Consider the following 16,777-nt stretch of genomic DNA (forward strand, 5'->3'; position numbering starts at 1 on the left):
GCCTCGGGTTGTTGACCGGCCCCGTGTATGCTTTAGGGACGATATCCCCGCCGCCGGTCCAGCCTGATGCTGTTCAATTCCTACCCCTTCATCCTGCTGTTCCTGCCGGTCGTGCTGGCCTGCTACTTCTGGCTCGGCCGGCGCAGCAATCTGGCTCCGGTGATCTGGCTGGCGCTGGCCTCGCTGGCCTTCTATGCCATCGGCAATTGGCGGTTCGTGGCCCTGTTGCTGGTCTCGATCGCGTTCAACTACGGCATCGGTCATCTCCTGATCATGGCGGAGCTCAATCCGTCACGGCGCCGGGCAGCGCTCGCTTCTGGCGTCGTCGGCGATCTCCTCGTGCTCGGCATCTTCAAATATGCCGGCTTTGCCGCCGAGAACATCAACGCGCTGCTCGGCACGCATGTTGCGGTCCACATCCTGCTGCCGGTCGGCATCTCCTTCTATACGTTCACCCAGATCGCGTTCCTGGTCGATGCCTATCGCGGCCAGGTCGCGGCCTATGCGCTGCCGCATTACGCGCTGTTCGTGACCTATTTCCCGCATCTGATCGCGGGTCCGATCCTCCACCACAAGGACATGATCCCGCAATTCGAGCGGGAGGAATCGAAACATGCGGACGCGCATCTGACCCTGTGCGGAATCATCATCTTCGCGATCGGCCTGTTCAAGAAAACCTGCCTTGCCGACGGCATCCAGCCGCTGGTCGCGCTCGCCTTCGATGCGCGCTCGCCGAGCTTCGACCAGGCCTGGCTTGGCGCGCTCGCCTACACATTCCAGCTCTATTTCGACTTCTCCGGCTATTCCGACATGGCGATCGGCATTTCGCTGATGTTCGGTATCTTCCTGCCGGTCAATTTCAATTCGCCCTACAAGGCCACCAGCATCGTCGAGTTCTGGCGGCGCTGGCACATGACGCTGTCGCAGTTCCTGCGCGACTATCTCTACATCCCGCTCGGCGGCAACCGCAGGGGTCGCGTGCTGCGCTATGCCAACCTGATGATCACGATGCTGCTCGGCGGGCTCTGGCACGGCGCGGCCTGGACGTTCGTGGTGTGGGGCGCGCTGCACGGCGCCTATCTCTGTCTCAATCACGCCTTCAACGCGCTGGTGCCGCATATCCCCTCGCCACTGGCGCGCCCGGCCCGAATCGTCGGAGCCGTTCTGACGTTTCTTGCCGTGGTCGTCGCCTGGGTGTTCTTCCGCGCCGAGAGCGCCGCATGGGCGCTACGGATCCTCCGCGCCATGGCCGATCCCGCCGACATCGTCTTTGGCCGCGAGGAGATTGCGGCGCTGGTGCTGGTGTCGGTCTACGCGGCGCTGGTGTGGCTGGCGCCGAACACCCAGGCGATCATGGGCTACGATCACGGCAACCGCAGGGTCGGCGCGACCCTGCTGGCGGGGCGCATGCGGCCGCTGTTCCTTTACGGCGCATCGCTGGTGCTCGCGCTCGGCATTTTGGGCATCCAGAGCCACAGCGAATTCATCTATTTCCGGTTCTGATGCGCGCACCGTTCACCCATGTGAGACGTCTTCTCCTCGCGAGCGTCGTGTGCGCGCTGGCCGCGGCTGCGCTGATCTTCGTCGTCGATCCGCTGCAACTGTTCCGTCCCTCGCGTCTCGCCGCGGCCTTCTATTCCGACGACACGCGCGTGCAGAATGCCGGGCTGATCCGCAGCCAGTCGTTCGACACCGCCTTCATGGGCACCTCGCTCGCGATCCATTTCCGCCAGAGCGAGATCAACCGCGCGCTCGGCGTCCATTCGCTCAAGCTGGCGATGACCGGCTCTAATTCGCGCCAGCAGGCCTTCGTGCTGGAGCAGGCGATCGACCGCGGCGCCCGGCGCGTCATCTGGGAGATGGATGATTTCATCTTCGTCGATGCTGCCGAGATCGAGACGGATCCCTATCTCTCCGTCGACCTCTATCGCGGAACGGCCAAGGGTATCGCGTCCTATCTGTTCGACGCGGCGATGGCGAAGGAATCCCTGTTCGCATTGCTGCGTTCGATCCCGCCGCTGCGGGAGCCGCTGACCCGGGCGGCGCCGTTTCTGCCGGTCAAGTTCGCGCTGTCCGACGTCGACGACATCTATGCGCTGCCGCGGGATTTCGACGTCGCGCGCGGCTACAACGCGGAGAAGACGCGTGCCGCCTTCGCCTACATCACCGATCCCGTTCGCAGCCGCTTCCTCGGCGAGGGCTACGGTTTCGACGTCATGGTCAGGCATTTCGAGCAGGATACCGTCGGCCTGATCTCCCGTCACCCCGACGTGACTTTCGACATCTACTTCCCGCCATATTCCATCCTGCAATTCGTGGCCATGCGTGATGCCTCGCCCGAGACATTGAAGATCGTCACCGATCTCACGGCCGTCATCGCCCGGCGCCTGACGCAGCTTCCCAATGTGCGCCTGCACGATTTCCGCGCGATCAAGGCGGTCACGCACGATCTGAACAATTACGGCGACGTCATCCACCATTCGCCGGTGGTGGACGCCATGGTGCTCAGATGGCTGGCGAGTGGGGAGTATCGCGTCGATCCGAAGCAGCCGACCGCGTCGCTGGATGAGCTGAAGGCGCAGGTCGAGGTGTATCGGGTGCCACAGCCCTAACCCAACACTCCGCCGTCGTCGCTGCCTAGCGCGCAATTGCGCACGGGGCAGGGACGACAGCGGAGTTTGTGGCGGCGCCTTACGCCGCCACCTCTTCGCCCAGATACGCCACTGCCGCTTCCAGCCCGCCCTTGCCGTGCGGGATCTTCAGCGCGTTCAGGCCGATCTCGATCACGCCCAGCGTGCCGAGCAGCATCGGCGCATTCACATGGCCCATATGGGCGATGCGGAAGGCCTGCCCCGAGAGGTCGCCGATGCCGGTGCCGAGCACGACGCCGCACTTGTCCTTGCAGTAGCGTTGCAGCACCGCGGGGTCGTGGCCGTTGCTCATGGTCACGGTGGTCACGGTGTTGGAGCGCTCGCTGGCTTCGACCACGTTGAAGCCGAGCACCTGGCCTTCCGACCATGCGGAGACCGCGCGGCGCGCGGCTTCGCCGAGCAGGCTGTGGCGGCGGAAGGCGTTTTCCAGCCCTTCCTCGTGCAGCATGTCGATCGCCTTGCGCAGCGCGAACAACAGATGCACCGGCGCGGTGCCGGCGTATTTGCGGTAGTTCTCGGTGCCCTCGCGCTCGCTCCAGCTCCAATAGGGCGTCGACATGTTCGCCTTCTTGTGCACTTCGAGCGCGCGCGCATTGGCGGAGACGAAGCCGAGGCCGGGCGGCGTCATCAGGCCCTTCTGCGAGCCGGACATCGCGACGTCCACGCCCCATTCGTCCATCTCGAACGGCATGCATCCGAGCGAGGCGACGGTGTCGACCATGTACAGCGCGGGATGGCCGCTCGCCTTGATCGCCTTGCCGATCGCCTCGATATCGTTCTGCACGCCGCTAGCGGTGTCGACCTGGACCACGACGACGGCCTTGATGCTGTGCTCCTTGTCGCGGCGCAGGCGCTCCTCGACCTCGTGCGGCCGTACCGCGCGGCGCCAGTCGCCCTTGAGCACCTCGACCTCGGCGCCCATCAGCGCCGCTGCGTTGCCCCAGCCGATCGCGAATCGTCCGCTCTCCAGCACCAGCACCTTGTCGCCGCGCGACAGCACGTTGCTCAGCGCCGCTTCCCAGGCGCCGTGACCGTTGGCGATGTAGATGTAGGACTTGCCCTTGGTCGCAAACAGCCTCGAGATGTCGCCGAGCAGGCTCTCGGTCAGATCGAGCATCTCCTTGGAGTAGATGTCGATCGCCGGACGATGCATCGCCCGCAGCACCTCGTCGGGCATCGTGGTGGGCCCGGGGATGGCCAGAAATTCCCGGCCCGCGCGAACGGTCATTGCTGTTGGTCCTTGTTGCTTGAGGGCAGTCTTGTGGGTTGCTGAACCACACTTCTACGCGCCGCCGGGTCCTGAGAAAAGCACGTAAAACGCAGGGCTGGCCTATCGCTTCGTCTCGCGGCAGCCGGCCGCTTCCGCCTCCTCGACCGAGCAGAACCAGCGCGTGCCCTTGCTGATCTTCATCTTGATCTGGGTGTACCAGCGGCTGGTCGGCTGGTGATAGATGCACTCGCCGGCGCTGTTGACGTTGCCCTTGATGGTGCAGTCCGGCGACGGTGCGACCGGCCCCGAGGCCGAGGCGAGCAGCACCGCATGCGCCCCGTCCGGCGGCTTGGTCGCGCCCAGGATGGCGGTCTTCTTGTTGCGCACGCGCCAATCCCAGGGCGCGATGAAGGCGCCCTGCCACATCCCCGCCTTGGCCTCGCGCGCGGCCTTTTCGTCCGCGTCATAATCGTGGGACATGCGGGTGTAGGCCAGCGCCCAGCCGCTGCGCACCAGCCATTTCTGGATGTCCTCGCCGCCGACCTCGCAGCGCGCCACGGTGCGACCGCGCCGGTCGACCGACCTCCTGTGGCAAACCCAATTCTTGCCGTCGGCGTGCTTGGCGAGCTCGTCGCGCGCCGCGACGCCGCAGGTCCACCGCTCGGCCTTGGTATTGAGGCAGAGCTGATCGACCGCGGGCGCGTCGATGCCGCCGAGCCGGATCCGCGTGTTGCCGATCACGACGGCATCGCCGGCGCGAACTCTTGCCGTGCCGGTGATGTCGGCGGCGTGCGCGAGCGAGGGAGCGAGGAAAGCAAGCGCAATCAGGAATCTTCGCAACATGCCGGTCCGGGTGTGATGAAATGATCGATAAGCCGCGCAATTGTGGTCGGCTTTTGTCCGCTCGGCCAGCTTTTGCCCAACGATTGAGCTTTCAACTTCCTGTCATTGATCGATGGCGTTTTCTTACCCTCCCCTGGAGGGGGAGGGTCGATCGCGCGCAGCGCGAGCGGGGTGGGGTGATCTCTCCTCTCGGGCAGTGTTCGATGCGGAGAGATCACCCCACCCCGTCACACAATCTCGCTGCGCTCGATCGCGTGCCGACCCTCCCCTCCAGGGGAGGGTAAGAGACCGTTTACCCCCGCGCCATCGCCCGCTTCGCTATTGCGAGGCCCATCAGCACGAAGGCTGACGTCACCTCCGGTCCGCCCACCAATATTCGCGTCGGCGTCTTCATCTTGTTCCATTCATAGGCGCGGAACGGGCCGCGGCGGCCGCCTTCGCCGATGGCGCCGACGATCACGTTCAGCGCCGGCGCAAAGGCGCGCGGGTCGGCGCCGAGATGGCCGAGCGCGATCAGGGCCAGCGCGGCGTCGAACACGTTCATCTCCGCAGCCATCAGCTCGCCCTTGACGTAGGACAGCACGCGGTGACGGATGAAGTCGAAATCGCCGGCGGGATCGATCGCGGCCTGCGCTGCCAGCGGCAGCGCCAGGAAGGCGGCATAGCAGCGGCCGAAATAGGCGCTGTAGAGTTCCGGCAGGTAATAGATGTGCGAGCGCGGATTGGCGAAGGCGCCGCTGGCGGCCAGCCGTTTCTGGAAGCCGATGATGCGATGCACGGTGGCGAGCCGCGACGGTGTCTCCAGAATCTTCCAGCGCGCCAGGTTGCGAAAGCTCACCTCGAGAATGTCGAGATTGAGCGTCGGATCGAGATCGTTGCCGTATGGGCGCTCGCCGTCGAGATTGTCGATCCAGGTCGCAACCCCGCCCTCATAGTCGATATTGTCGTTGAGCGGCACGGTCACGCGCGGCGCGTTGACGCCGGCGCGGACCTGGTAGCCGGCGTAGAAGTCCAGCAGCGGTTGATCGATGATGGGATCCGTGCAGCCGGCCTGCGTCGCCGCCGAGATCGAGCAGGCCGTGGTGTCGCAATCCGGCACGTAGATTCCGAAGCCGAGATCCTGCTTGATCTGCGCGAAGTAGCGGGAAAAGCGCGGATGCGGCGCCGGCGCGAGCGCGGTGACGACGTTGAAGCGCGCGCCGTCGATGCCCTCGACCTCCTCGCGGCTGATGTTGACGCAGAAATCGACCATGTCGGCGATCGCGCGCTCCGCCGCGATCTTGTCGGCAGGCGAGGCGAGCCCGGTCTCGACATAACCCAGCAGCGCCTCGATGAAGAACGCATCGTAATAGGCCGAGCGGTGCCGGATCTGCACCGGCTCCCACATCGGCTCGGCGATGCCCTTCCAAGGCGGATTGACCACGGCGCGCGCCGGCGAGCGCGCGATGAAGACGCGGGCGAGGTTGAACAGCAGCGAGGAGTTCTTGTAGCCGCGCGCGTTGAGGCCCGTCAGCGCCATGATCAGCTCGCGTCCACGGAAATCGGGATCGCCGATCAGGTTGAAGGCGGCATAGGTCGGCAGGAAACCGTTGCGGCGGTACGAGCCGAGCAGATGCTGCGCGCAGTCACGGATCGCGCCGTCGATCTGCGCGCTCTGCGGCAGGGCGGCGGTGAACGGCACCGGCGGCGGCTTGGGATGATCGAGCGCGATGCTGTCGACGAGATCGGCGATCGGCCGCCCGACCGCCGCCCAGTCCGGCTCGACATCGTCGCGGGCGTGTTTGAGTGCCTCGCGCAGCCGGGTCAGCCTGGTCTCGTCGCGCAGCTCGGGCAGGCCGGCGCGGCGGAGCAGCATCCGCAGCGCGGGATTGCCGAGGGCGGTCTTGTAGAATTTGGCCAGATGCAGATCGCCGCTGACCGTGTCAGGCAATATGGGATCGCAGACGTCGTAAAGCGAAGGGCCGTCCTTCCGCACCGTCAGCGCCCGGCAGGCGGCGCCGGCAAAATAATGAAAGCTCATGAAATACCTGGTCGCGGGGGGCTCGGCCGGGGCCGGCGAGCGCGCAGCCGTCCGCACACCACCCCCTGCAAGTCTTTGAAAAGGCTACCCGGATTCGCAGAAAATACAAATGTGATGATCGTCACAAAAAAAACTGGCGCGGAGGCTGCATGATCGGGCTCCGGGATGCTACGGGGAAGCCGGGAATGCGCAAACCTGTCTCCGAGAATTAACCAACATATCCAGCTACTTAGCTCAAATCTTGAGCAATCTATTGCCCGAGGGCCTATATGCGGTTAAGGGTTTGTTTGGTGCGGCGCCGCAAATTGCGCGCAATTCGGGGGCACTTCCCCGGCCAATCCCTCAAACCTAAAGACGCTATCGCGCTACTCAAACAGTACGCGCGCGCGTGGCTGGTCTTTGGCACAGGAAACGAACCGAGATGAACTTGAAGCAGCTCGACCTTTCCAGACGCACGATCGCGCTCGCCGCAGCCCTCATCGGCACGGTGTCGCTGGCGATCGGCGCCCATGCTGCTCTCAACATGCGCACGATCGACGCCGCCAAGGCTGTTACGACCGACCAGATCACCGGTTCGATCGGCCAGACCTCGCGCCTGGCGCTGGTCATCGGCAATGGACACTATCCCGACGCCAGCGCGCCGCTGACGCAGTCGATCAACGACGCCCGCGCGCTGTCCTCGTCGCTGCGCAAGAACGGCTTTGACGTCGACATGGTGGAAGACGCGACCAAGGACGACATGGTTCGCGCCGTCAACCGCCTGAAGTCGCGGATCAAGCACGATACCGTCGTCATGCTGTTCTTCGGCGGCTACGGCGTGCAGGCCGGCCGTGAGAGCTACATGCTGCCGGTCGATGCCGTGATCTGGAAGGAGAGGGACGTCCGCCGCCAAGGCGTGTCGATCGAGGGCGTGCTCGAGATGATGAAGGAGCAGGGCGCCAAGGCCAAGCTCGTCGTCGTCGACGCCTCCCGCCGCAACCCCTATGAGCGCCGCTTCCGCTCCTACAGCCACGGCCTCGCGCCGATCAGCGCGTCCGACAACGCGCTGGTCCTCACCTCGGCCTCGCCCGGCAAGGTCGTCGACGACGGCAAGGGCGAGCACAGCGTGCTGGTCGGCGAGCTGCTCAACAATCTCAACGCGCAGACCAGCGCCGAAAGCGTCTTCAACAAGACCCGCCTCGCCATCGCCCGCGCCAGCGAAGGCGACCAGGTCCCGGCGGTCTCGTCCTCGCTGCTCGAAGACGTCCAGCTCGGCGAAGCCGGCGGCTAGTTTTTCTTAGGTCTTGGTAGTGTGGATTAGCCGAAGGCGTAATCCACCACTTCTCTTTCCGCGGATAGCAACATTGGTGGTTTACGCCGAGCAGATGCGCTTCGCGCATCTGCAGGGCTAACCCACCCTACGCATATGCGCGCGTAGCGCACATCTGTCTCCACACCGTCATTGCGAGCCAACGGGTCCGCGCGAAGCGCGGCCCGATGACAGGTTCTCCTCGCAATGACGGCGTTGAGGGAGCTGCGCTCGCAATGACGGTTTTGCGGCGACTACTTCGCAGCTTCCGCACTCGCCATCACCGGGCGCACCGGATCGCCTTCGCGCAGCAGCGCGCCGGCGCGGGCGACGACGACATCGCCTTCGTTGAGGCCGTCGCGGACCTCGATATTGCCGCCCGACATCAAGCCGATCTCGACACGCTTGGTCTCGACGCGGTTGCGGCGGATCACCTGCACCACGGTACCCGCGGATGAATACTGCACGGCGGTCAGCGGCACCGCGACGTTGCAGCTCTGTCCGGTCTTGATCAGCGCGCGCCCACTCGCGTTCAGGAGCAGCCGCTTCTGCGAGGAGATACCGATATAGACCATGCCCTGCTGGATGTTCGGCTCGACGGTCGGGCCGATGCGGCGCACTTTGCCGCTGATGTCGCCGGCGCCTGCGATCCACACGGTGGCCGGCTGATTGACAGCGAGCTTGCGCACATCGGTGGTGGCGACGAGGCCGACGAGATCGTATTCGCTGCGCGCCACGATCGTGAACAGCGCCTCGCCCTTGGCCGAGGCGAAGTTGCCGATCTGCGCAGTCGAGGCCGCGATCACGCCCGCCACGGGCGCGGTGACCTGAAGCGTGCCGCCTTCGGGCAGGGCCAGCCGCGCCAGCACCTGGCCCGCGGTGGCGGTATCGCCCGCTTCCGCCAGCACGTCCGTGACCTTCAGGCCGGGACGTTCGGGCCGCACCGAGGTTTGCTCCCGCGCGATGATCGTGCCGGTCGCCTCGACGATATCGGAGAAGCAGGATTTCGCGACCTTCAGCACCGTGACCGCCGGCCCCTTGGGCGCGTCGTCATCGGCGGCTCCGGCAGGATAGGGGCCGAAGACGAGCAGGCCGGCAACGGCTGCGGGACACAGGCTTCGAGCAACGGCACGGGGCAAATGACGCATCGGAAATTCCACAGGGGCTATGTCTCCAATCGATAGCAGATGGCCGCCGCCCGCACTATGGCCGCGTCGCCCCAAAACAGGATGCCGCACCGCCGCAGGCAGCGGCAAGCCTTTGATTAGTCGCGGGATTGGAGAACAGGTTCGCGCCTCTGGGGCGCGCTTGTCGTGGCGGTCCGGGGCCCCGGGTGCGGCCGATCACGATCTTCTCATCTGCCAGATCCACCTGTATGGAACTAGGATCGGGAGCGATGCGGCGTTGCCGCCTTACAACTCGTAGTCGAGACGGGATGCACCAGTTCGTATGCGAGCAGAATATCGTCCATTTCGAGCGGTTGCTCAATGAGACGACCGATCCGACGGTCCAGAGCACCGTGCGCGCGCTGCTGGCCTCGGCGAAGCGCCAGTTGGCGTTGCTGAGCTCGGCTGCGTCGGGTGCCGATTCGACGCCGCTCGAACATCGCCGGCGGCAGCACATCGACGCCGCAATGATCCGGCGGCAATTCCAGCCGGAGTTCGACGGCTCGCCACATCCCTATATGTTGCTGGACCCCGGGCCGGGCCTGTCGATCGTCGACATCAACGACGCCTACGCGGCGGCGACCTTCATCAGCCGGACCGACGTGGTCGGCCGGTCCCTGTTCGACATGTTTCCCGACAATCCCGACGATCCGCTCGCCGATGGCGTCAGCAATCTCTACAGCAGCTTGCGGATCGTCGGCGAGACGGGGCGGGCCCATGCCATGGCGATCCAGCGCTACGACATCCGCGATCCCGGCGGCACCTTCGTCGAACGTCATTGGCAGCCGATCAACTCGCCGATCCACGACGCGAACGGCCACCTGGTCTTCCTGCTGCACCACGTCGAAGACGTGACGGCGCAGGCTACGGCGCCGCGTTAACCGTCAGCCGCGTCGGTCGCCCAGCAGCTTGCCGGTCGAACGCTCGATCAGATGCAGCCGCGTGCAGGCCGGACAGGACACGGACACATAGGTGCGATCGGCCGGCTCGTCGGTAAACCGATGCTGCACGTTGAGGCCGGTCTGGGGGCATTTGAAGACAATCTGGCGGTCCATGACCGAGATATGACGCCAAGCCGCGCCCTGCGAAATTGCGGATGTTTACGTAGGTCGGTGGCCTCCCGCGGCAGGCTCAATACTGTTGCGAACCAATGCCGTGCGAACGCATTGAACCGGCATGCCCCGTGAAAACGATCTCGAAGGCGAGCCCGACATGGGCGGCAAGCACGGCGATCAGGCCGGCCAGCCCGAGCTTCCGCCACGGCCGCGCGAGGGCGAGCGCGACGAGGACGTCGTGGCAAAGCGCCACACCGGCCAAACCGACCGCGCGCCGCCACCGACCAAGCCAAAATAGCGCCTCGTCCGCCCGCATGCGGCTGGACGGTCGTCGCGCCAGGGAACGGCGGCCTCGCTACGCCGTTGGCCCGGTACGGCGGGCGAGAGATGGAAACGGAGGCTGGCTCGTGTTTTGGATCTATTGGGACACGGCCTGGTCGCTGATCATCAGCGGCATCATGGTCGCCACCATCGTCAGCCACCCCGACGCCGAATTCGCCGAAGTGCGGGCGGCCAGACGGTCGATGTGAGCATCCCGATCCCGGTCTCGATTCAGGTCATGCTGCCGGGCATGAAACAGCGGATCATGGGGCGGCCGTTGACGTAATACGGCCAGACCATGGTGCGCCCGGCGCGGTTGGGCTCGGTGATCACCGTGTCGTCGGGTACCTCGATCCAGTTGCCGAGGAGCCGCACCCGGTAGTGCCCGTCCCGCGTGTCCCAGTCGACATCGTCGAGCGCGGTGCCGTCGGCGTTGGCACAACAGGGGCCACCGCCCTTGCTGTGCAGGCCCTCGAACCAGCCCTTGAGGGGAGAGTTTGCGTAGCGCCCGTCATCGCGGGCCTCCGCGGACAGGCCGATCAGGGCTGCTGCCGCCATGAGAGGGATCATCCTGAAAGTCACGATCGCCATGTCGCCTCGCTCGGTCTCGCGCACGCGCAACGGCGCGGACGCGAGCCGCCTGCGCCACGCGTGAAGCGATATTGCCTGATGCCCGCCGGCCGGAGGTCCGGTCGTCTCAGCAGGGCGATAACCGCGAGGTCCAGGGTTTGATCCTATTTTTCGGGCGGCGGCTTCGATGGGGCTGCCGGCCCGGCCGGCTGAAGGCAATTGAACGGTCCGGCGAACGACTCTCTTAATCTTCGTCCGATAAAGGTGGCCCCAACTGCAAGTCGCAGCGTCATACGTCATCCCGCCGGCCGTTCCGGCCGCCGCCGTGGTCGATCGCCGCCCATGACCGAACCCCTCGACCCTGACCCGTCGAAGCACGCCGATCGCATCGTCTGGATCGCCGTCGGGGCCACGGCCGCTGTCGTGTTCATCGCGGCGATGCTGGGGCCCTTCCGGATCGAATGGATCTCATTCTGGAAACCTGCCCTCGTCGCCGTCCTGCTCATGTTGATGAGCTGGTTCTATGCGACCGTCAGAAAGGACGCGGCTCTCGCCGGCGCGTTGATCGGGGCTGCCCAGCTCATTGCATTTGCGGCGGTGGCGGCTCCTCTGTCCTATGTCGCAGCGAGCGCGGCATTCCCGCTCTGGGACGGTGAGCTCGCCGCGCTGGACCGGCGTCTCGGCTTCGACTGGATGTCATGGCTCGATGCAATGAACGCCGTGCCGCTTCTGCATCGGACATTGGCGCTTGCCTATGCGAGTTTTGCCGTGCAAACGACGGCCATCGTCGTCGTATTGGCCGCGGCGGGGCATACCCTGCGATTGCGCGTCTTCATGCTGAGCTTCGTGCTGACGACCCTTCTGACGATCGGCGTGTCGACCCTGATGCCGGCGCAGGGCGTCTGGGGCCATCTGCATCTGTCTTCGATCAACTCTCCGGCGATCGTGCCGGTGACGCGGGATCTGCCCCTTCCCGTGTTCTTTGGATTGCGCGACGGAACCTTTCGTCATCTGGTCGCGGAGGGCGCCGACGGAATTATCAGCTTTCCCAGCCTGCATGCCGCGCTCGGACTGCTCTTCCTGTTGGCGCTGTGGCCGGTCAGATATGTCGGAAGGATCGCCGCCCTGCTCAATGTTGCGATGATCGCGGCAACGCCGGTGGATGGAAGCCACTATTTTTGCGATGTCGTCGCCGGTTTGGCGATTGCGCTTCTGAGCTGGATCGCCGTGCAACGCGCTCTCGCCCGCGCGACGGGTGAACGAATGCGGCCCTCCGGGCCTGTCGAAAGCGCCGCAGCGCTGGTCCACGTTCCGAAATAGGCGCGTTCCGCTTCGCTAAAGCGCGATGAGATTTGGATGAATCATCATCGCGCTCTGGGTTGTTGTTTACGCATGATCTTTCCGGAAAACCGCTTCGCACTTTTCCGGATCATGCTTTAGGCCGCCACCGCCTGCGCCGCCAGCAGCTCCTTCAGCTTCGCGGCCGGTACGGCCGGGCTGAACAGCCAGCCCTGCATCTGGCTGCATCCGAGCTGGCGCAGCACCTCGCGCTGGGCCTCGGTTTCGACGCCTTCGGCCGTCGTCGCCATGCGGCGGGCGGTGGCCATGTGCACCACGGCCTGCACGATCGGCGAGGAATCCTCGGGCTCGCCGATGTCGCTGATGAAGCTGCGGTCGATCTTGATCTTGTCGAACGGGAAACGGTGCAGATAGCTCAGCGATGAATAGCCGGTGCCGAAATCGTCGAGCGCGATGCGCACGCCGAGCTCGCGCAGCTGCTGCAGGATCGTCAGCGCTTCCTCGTCGTCGCGGATGAGCACGGTCTCGGTGATCTCGAGCTCGAGCCGTCCGGGCGCGAGCCCCGATTCCGCGAGCGCGGCCGCGACCTTGAGCGCCAGCGTCCGCGAGCGGAACTGGACCGGAGATACGTTGACCGCGATGTGAATCCGGTCGGGCCAGGAGGCGGCTTCGCGGCAGGCCTGCTTCAGCACCCATTCGCCGATCTCGCCGATCAGGCCGGTGTCTTCCGCGACAGGAATGAAGTCGGCGGGCGAGACCATGCCGCGCTCGGGGTGGCGCCAGCGCAGCAGCGCCTCGCAGCCGGTGACCACATTGGCCGCGAGGTCGACCAGCGGCTGATAGTGCACCTCGAACTCGCCGCGCACGAGCGCGTGACGCAAATCGAGCTCGAGCTGCCGCCGCTGCCGGGCCTTGGCGTCGTATTCGGGTGCGAAGAGGCGGAAGGTGCGGCGCCCTTCCGATTTCGCCGCATACATCGCCAGATCGGCGCGCTTGAGCAGATCGTCGAGGTTGTCGCCATGATCGGGCGCGACGGCGATGCCGATGCTGGCATCGGTCGGGATCTCCTGGCCCTTGCAATTCACCGGCGCGCGCAACGCCTCGAGGATCGCTTCCGCCAGCGCCGCCAATTCGGCCGCGTCGTTCGTTCCGGCCTTGACGATGGCGAATTCGTCGCCCCCTAGCCGCGCGACCATGTCGTTGCCGTTCACGCAGGCGCGCAGGCGGTTCGCCACCTGGCGCAGCAATTCGTCGCCCACCTCGTGGCCGAGCGAATCGTTGACGCCCTTGAACTCGTCGATGTCGATGTAGAGGATCGCGAACGGCTTGCCCTGGCCGAGCTCGGCGACGCGGCGTTCCAGATGCCCGCGCAGCAGCGCGCGGTTGGGAAGGTCGGTCAGCGCGTCGTAATGCGCCATGTGGGCGATGCGCTCGTCGGCGCGGATGCGCTCGGTGACGTCGTCATGGGTGGCGAGCCAGCCGCCGCCGGCGGCGGGCTGGCTCTTGATCTCGATCAGCCTGCCGTCGGCGGTCTCGACGATGGTGCTCTGGGTCCGGCCGATATTGCTCAGGATGCGGTCGCAATAGGCCTCGATGTCGCCCTCGAACGAGCCGGTGTCCCGGCGGTGCCGGATCACGTCGCGGAAATGGGCGCCGGGCTTCACCACCTCGGCCGACAGCCCGTACATCTCGACGTAGCGCCGGTTGCAGACGATCAGCCGCTCGTCCTGGTCGAACATCAGCAGACCCTGCGTCATCGTGTTCATCGCGGTGTCGAGGCGCTGCTTCTCGAGCGAGAGCCGGTTCGTCACCTGACGGAAGATCAGATAGAGCGTGAGCACCAGCAGGCCGATCGACAGCACGGCGATCGCGACGAAGAATTTCGTCTGCGCGCGCCAGGTCGCCAGCGTCGCATCCAGCGACCTGGTCGCCACCACGACCAGCGGTTCGCCGGCGAGCAGGCGCGAAGCGACGATGCGGTCCTTGCCGTCGATCGGGCTTGTGAGCTGCGTGGAGGTGAAGGTGCGCTCGAACACCGCGATCTGCTCCGGCGTGCCGTTGCGAAAGTTCTGCCCGATCATCGCCTCGACATGCGGAATGCGCGCGAGCAGCTGGCCGTTCTGGTGGTGCATCGCGATCGAGGATTCCTCGCCGAGCCCGGTCGAGGCGAAGAAGGATTCGAGCTGCTCGGGCGCAATCGCACGCGAGACCAGCCCGAGGAATTCGCCGTGCGGGCCCGACACGCGCCGCGCGAACACGATCGCCGGTCCGCTGCCGAGCCGCCCGGGCACGACTTCGACCTCCTCCTGCGAGGCGGGATCGTTCTTGAGCCGGTTGAAATAGCCGCGGTCGGCCACCGAGACGTCGGCGACCGGCCATTGCCGCGACGAGTTGATCAGCACGCCGCTGGAATCGAACAGATTGGCGCCGGCAACGTCGGACCAGCCGCTGGCCTTTGCACGCAGCACCTCGTGCACGGCGAGCGTGCCCATCTCGCCCCGGAACATGTCAGCGGATTCGATGCCGCGGCTCTCGAGCTCGGCGATGATGCTCTTCTGCAGCACCGCAAAGTCCTCGAACTCGCGGTCGAAATGCCGGGCGAGCATGCGGACGGAGCTTTCCAGGCTGTCGCGGCCGCTCTCGATCGCATTCTGCCGGAAGCGGTCGACGGTGAGCGCGGTGCCGATGGCGGTCGCAAGCATCAGCACGAAGCCGCCGATGATCAGCCATGTCAGCGGCGCCCCGCGCCAACGGCGGAGCAACGCGCGTAGTCGCGCGGTCGATCGGATCGATGCGCCCATCCAGCCCTCCCGTGGGATGCAAGATGCAGCAGAACCGACAAGACCCCGTTACCATTGATGGTTAAGGAAATATAAATCCGGAGCGGAATCAGAGGGTTGGTTCCCCGATTGGAGTCGCGCCGGCCATCGCGGGTCGCTCGTGCGGATGAAGCGGCCACCGTGAGGACAAGCGCCAGCCATCGGGCGCGGCGGCAAGATATGCTCACGAGAGAATGCCGCGAAGAGATGCCGCGAAACGGCCTCGCTGACTGGACGCCGGCGGGGTGGCGCCGGTTCATCACTGGGGCTGGGACGGAGGCTCATCATTCCATCGACCGTCTTGCTGCCGCAGCCAAATCGGCGCACCTTGCCGGCTTCGGCTGATTTGCCACTCAAGGTCCTTTCAGATGATTACCGCGTCCAAGGCCTTCATTGCCTTCTGTCTGCTCGCGCTGGTCGGCACCGCACTGGTGATCGGCCCGACCGAGTTGCGCCGCCTGCTGCCGGACGGGACGAAAACCGTCGTCGCCGCCAGGCCGGAGGCCAAGGTCGAAACCAGGGTCGAAACCAAGGCCGAGCCCAAAGCCGAGGCCAAGGTCGAGCTCAAGGCGGAGCCGAGGCTGGAAGAGCCCAAATCGGAGCTCAAGCCGGAGCCCAAGCCAGAGCAGCCGAAGCTTGCCGCCAGCGCGCCGCCTGCGCCGGCAGCGGCCTCCGAGCCGAAGGCGGGCGCGCCGGCCGAGACTCAGAACCAGGTCACGGCCGCGCTCGCCGATCTCGCGCCGGTCAAGCCGCTGCCACCGGCTGCGGACAGCGGCCCCCGTTTCGACGTCGCCCGCATCGACGATCACGGCGAGGCGGCGGTGATTGCGGGCCGCGCCACGCCGGGTGCAAGGGTCGAGCTGATGCGTGACGGCAAGCCGCTCGATAGCGTGGTCGCGGATGCCTCGGGCCAGTTCGTCATGACCCCGCCGCAGCTTCCTGCCGGTTCTTACGAACTGACGCTTCGGGCCAAGGCCGCGGACGGCACGGTTACGGAGTCCGGCCGGACCATGCCGGTGACCATCGCCGAAGCGGCGCCGCCGCCGGCGCGGCCCGTACCGGCCGCGAAGCAGGAGGCGAAGCAGGCCGAGAAGCCGGATGACAAGCCGGATGTCGTCGCCGCCCTGCCATCGGCCTCGCCGCGCCTGGCTTCAGTGCCTGACAGGCAGGCGGCCCGGCCGAGATTGACCGGCGCGCCGAAACCCAAGGTCCTGGCGCGTGCGCCGGCGGCCACGGCGGTCGCATCGGCCTCGCCGGCGGACGTGCTCGCCACCGCGCCGGCCGGCGGCAGCCGGGTCATTGCCCGTGGCGACAGCCTGTGGGCTCTCAGCCGGCTCGCCTACGGCGACGGCGCCCGCTACGCGGTGATCTTCAACGCCAACCGCGACAAGATCCACAACCCCAATCTGATCTATCCCGGCCAGACGTTCGTGATGCCGCAAAAGGCGGAGTGAGGTCTATCCGCAGGGAATTCGCTTTCAGCGGGGTGCTCGGTCGCCCGCGACGCTTTGACCTGTGTGTCCCTTCGGAACATT

The 16,777-nt window shown here is 65.8% G+C and carries 15 protein-coding genes; 8 read left to right on the forward strand and 7 right to left on the reverse strand.

The window, feature by feature from the left end; all coding sequences use genetic code 11:
* Window positions 1-66: 66 nt before the first annotated feature.
* Complete coding sequence (locus XH87_RS08510; RefSeq protein ID WP_271586908.1) at window positions 67-1,503, forward strand: MBOAT family O-acyltransferase; 1,437 nt, start codon at window positions 67-69, stop codon at window positions 1,501-1,503.
* Window positions 1,503-2,612 (forward strand): hypothetical protein, encoded by a 1,110-nt coding sequence (locus tag XH87_RS08515; protein ID WP_271586909.1) that lies wholly within the window; start codon window positions 1,503-1,505, stop codon window positions 2,610-2,612. Before XH87_RS08510 ends, XH87_RS08515 begins: the two co-directional genes overlap by 1 nt.
* Before the next feature lie 79 nt (window positions 2,613-2,691).
* Here the strand turns inward: XH87_RS08515 and XH87_RS08520 are convergent, their stop codons facing one another.
* From XH87_RS08520 to XH87_RS08530, 3 genes are all read right to left on the reverse strand, one after another.
* A complete protein-coding gene (locus tag XH87_RS08520; protein WP_271586910.1) occupies window positions 2,692-3,879 on the reverse strand; it encodes a pyridoxal-phosphate-dependent aminotransferase family protein in 1,188 nt (395 codons plus the stop codon).
* Between the two features lie 102 nt (window positions 3,880-3,981).
* Window positions 3,982-4,704, reverse strand: a complete 723-nt coding sequence (locus tag XH87_RS08525; RefSeq protein WP_035716233.1) for a thermonuclease family protein — start codon at window positions 4,702-4,704, stop codon at window positions 3,982-3,984.
* A 292-nt stretch (window positions 4,705-4,996) separates the two neighbouring features.
* The gene (locus XH87_RS08530; protein WP_271586911.1) at window positions 4,997-6,724 is read right to left on the reverse strand and encodes a hypothetical protein; all 1,728 of its coding nucleotides are present in this window, start codon (window positions 6,722-6,724) and stop codon (window positions 4,997-4,999) included.
* A 421-nt stretch (window positions 6,725-7,145) separates the two neighbouring features.
* Between XH87_RS08530 and XH87_RS08535 the strand changes: the two genes are divergently transcribed.
* Window positions 7,146-7,994: a caspase family protein gene (locus XH87_RS08535; RefSeq protein WP_271586912.1), complete on the forward strand. Its 849-nt coding sequence runs from the start codon at window positions 7,146-7,148 to the stop codon at window positions 7,992-7,994.
* Window positions 7,995-8,266: 272 nt separating this feature from the next.
* Here the strand turns inward: XH87_RS08535 and XH87_RS08540 are convergent, their stop codons facing one another.
* Entirely contained in the window at window positions 8,267-9,160 is an 894-nt protein-coding gene (locus XH87_RS08540) for an efflux RND transporter periplasmic adaptor subunit (RefSeq protein ID WP_271586913.1), read from the reverse strand.
* Window positions 9,161-9,447: 287 nt separating this feature from the next.
* Here XH87_RS08540 and XH87_RS08545 point away from each other — a divergent pair, with 287 nt between their 5' ends.
* A complete protein-coding gene (locus tag XH87_RS08545) occupies window positions 9,448-10,059 on the forward strand; it encodes a PAS domain-containing protein (protein WP_271586914.1) in 612 nt (203 codons plus the stop codon).
* Window positions 10,060-10,062: 3 nt separating this feature from the next.
* Here the strand turns inward: XH87_RS08545 and XH87_RS08550 are convergent, their stop codons facing one another.
* A complete protein-coding gene (locus XH87_RS08550) occupies window positions 10,063-10,233 on the reverse strand; it encodes a hypothetical protein (protein WP_157461132.1) in 171 nt (56 codons plus the stop codon).
* 121 nt (window positions 10,234-10,354) lie between these two features.
* Here XH87_RS08550 and XH87_RS08555 point away from each other — a divergent pair, with 121 nt between their 5' ends.
* Both XH87_RS08555 and XH87_RS08560 read left to right on the forward strand, forming a co-directional pair.
* Window positions 10,355-10,531 (forward strand): hypothetical protein, encoded by a 177-nt coding sequence (locus tag XH87_RS08555; protein ID WP_158668955.1) that lies wholly within the window; start codon window positions 10,355-10,357, stop codon window positions 10,529-10,531.
* A 109-nt stretch (window positions 10,532-10,640) separates the two neighbouring features.
* On the forward strand, window positions 10,641-10,763 hold the full coding sequence (locus XH87_RS08560; protein WP_256375944.1) for a hypothetical protein: 123 nt from the start codon (window positions 10,641-10,643) through the stop codon (window positions 10,761-10,763).
* A 22-nt stretch (window positions 10,764-10,785) separates the two neighbouring features.
* On the opposite strand, the gene XH87_RS08565 is transcribed toward XH87_RS08560, so the two are convergent.
* Window positions 10,786-11,145, reverse strand: coding sequence for a hypothetical protein (locus tag XH87_RS08565; RefSeq protein WP_035714482.1), 360 nt, complete (start codon window positions 11,143-11,145; stop codon window positions 10,786-10,788).
* Window positions 11,146-11,466: 321 nt separating this feature from the next.
* Between XH87_RS08565 and XH87_RS08570 the strand changes: the two genes are divergently transcribed.
* A complete protein-coding gene (locus XH87_RS08570; RefSeq protein WP_271586915.1) occupies window positions 11,467-12,444 on the forward strand; it encodes a phosphatase PAP2 family protein in 978 nt (325 codons plus the stop codon).
* Window positions 12,445-12,560: 116 nt separating this feature from the next.
* Here XH87_RS08570 and XH87_RS08575 read toward each other — a convergent pair whose 3' ends face one another.
* Window positions 12,561-15,224 carry a bifunctional diguanylate cyclase/phosphodiesterase gene (locus tag XH87_RS08575; RefSeq protein WP_271586916.1) on the reverse strand — a complete coding sequence of 888 codons (2,664 nt, stop codon included), beginning with the start codon at window positions 15,222-15,224 and terminating at the stop codon, window positions 12,561-12,563.
* A gap of 386 nt (window positions 15,225-15,610) precedes the next feature.
* Between XH87_RS08575 and XH87_RS08580 the strand changes: the two genes are divergently transcribed.
* A complete protein-coding gene (locus XH87_RS08580) occupies window positions 15,611-16,696 on the forward strand; it encodes a LysM peptidoglycan-binding domain-containing protein (protein ID WP_271586917.1) in 1,086 nt (361 codons plus the stop codon).
* Window positions 16,697-16,777: the final 81 nt, after the last annotated feature.

Origin of the sequence: Bradyrhizobium sp. CCBAU 53415 (assembly GCF_028128735.1) — a bacterium.
Lineage (GTDB): Bacteria > Pseudomonadota > Alphaproteobacteria > Rhizobiales > Xanthobacteraceae > Bradyrhizobium.

Bases quoted from the DNA above. Each gene is read 5' to 3' on its own strand.
- XH87_RS08570 (WP_271586915.1), top strand. From the start codon at position 11,467: ATGACCGAACCCCTCGACCCTGACCCGTCGAAGCACGCCGATCGCATC.
- XH87_RS08565 (WP_035714482.1), bottom strand. From the start codon at position 11,145: ATGGCGATCGTGACTTTCAGGATGATCCCTCTCATGGCGGCAGCAGCC.
- XH87_RS08545 (WP_271586914.1), top strand. From the start codon at position 9,448: ATGCACCAGTTCGTATGCGAGCAGAATATCGTCCATTTCGAGCGGTTG.
- XH87_RS08575 (WP_271586916.1), bottom strand. From the start codon at position 15,224: ATGGGCGCATCGATCCGATCGACCGCGCGACTACGCGCGTTGCTCCGC.
- XH87_RS08520 (WP_271586910.1), bottom strand. From the start codon at position 3,879: ATGACCGTTCGCGCGGGCCGGGAATTTCTGGCCATCCCCGGGCCCACC.
- XH87_RS08535 (WP_271586912.1), top strand. From the start codon at position 7,146: ATGAACTTGAAGCAGCTCGACCTTTCCAGACGCACGATCGCGCTCGCC.
- XH87_RS08550 (WP_157461132.1), bottom strand. From the start codon at position 10,233: ATGGACCGCCAGATTGTCTTCAAATGCCCCCAGACCGGCCTCAACGTG.
- XH87_RS08530 (WP_271586911.1), bottom strand. From the start codon at position 6,724: ATGAGCTTTCATTATTTTGCCGGCGCCGCCTGCCGGGCGCTGACGGTG.
- XH87_RS08515 (WP_271586909.1), top strand. From the start codon at position 1,503: ATGCGCGCACCGTTCACCCATGTGAGACGTCTTCTCCTCGCGAGCGTC.
- XH87_RS08580 (WP_271586917.1), top strand. From the start codon at position 15,611: ATGATTACCGCGTCCAAGGCCTTCATTGCCTTCTGTCTGCTCGCGCTG.
- XH87_RS08540 (WP_271586913.1), bottom strand. From the start codon at position 9,160: ATGCGTCATTTGCCCCGTGCCGTTGCTCGAAGCCTGTGTCCCGCAGCC.
- XH87_RS08555 (WP_158668955.1), top strand. From the start codon at position 10,355: ATGCCCCGTGAAAACGATCTCGAAGGCGAGCCCGACATGGGCGGCAAG.
- XH87_RS08525 (WP_035716233.1), bottom strand. From the start codon at position 4,704: ATGTTGCGAAGATTCCTGATTGCGCTTGCTTTCCTCGCTCCCTCGCTC.
- XH87_RS08510 (WP_271586908.1), top strand. From the start codon at position 67: ATGCTGTTCAATTCCTACCCCTTCATCCTGCTGTTCCTGCCGGTCGTG.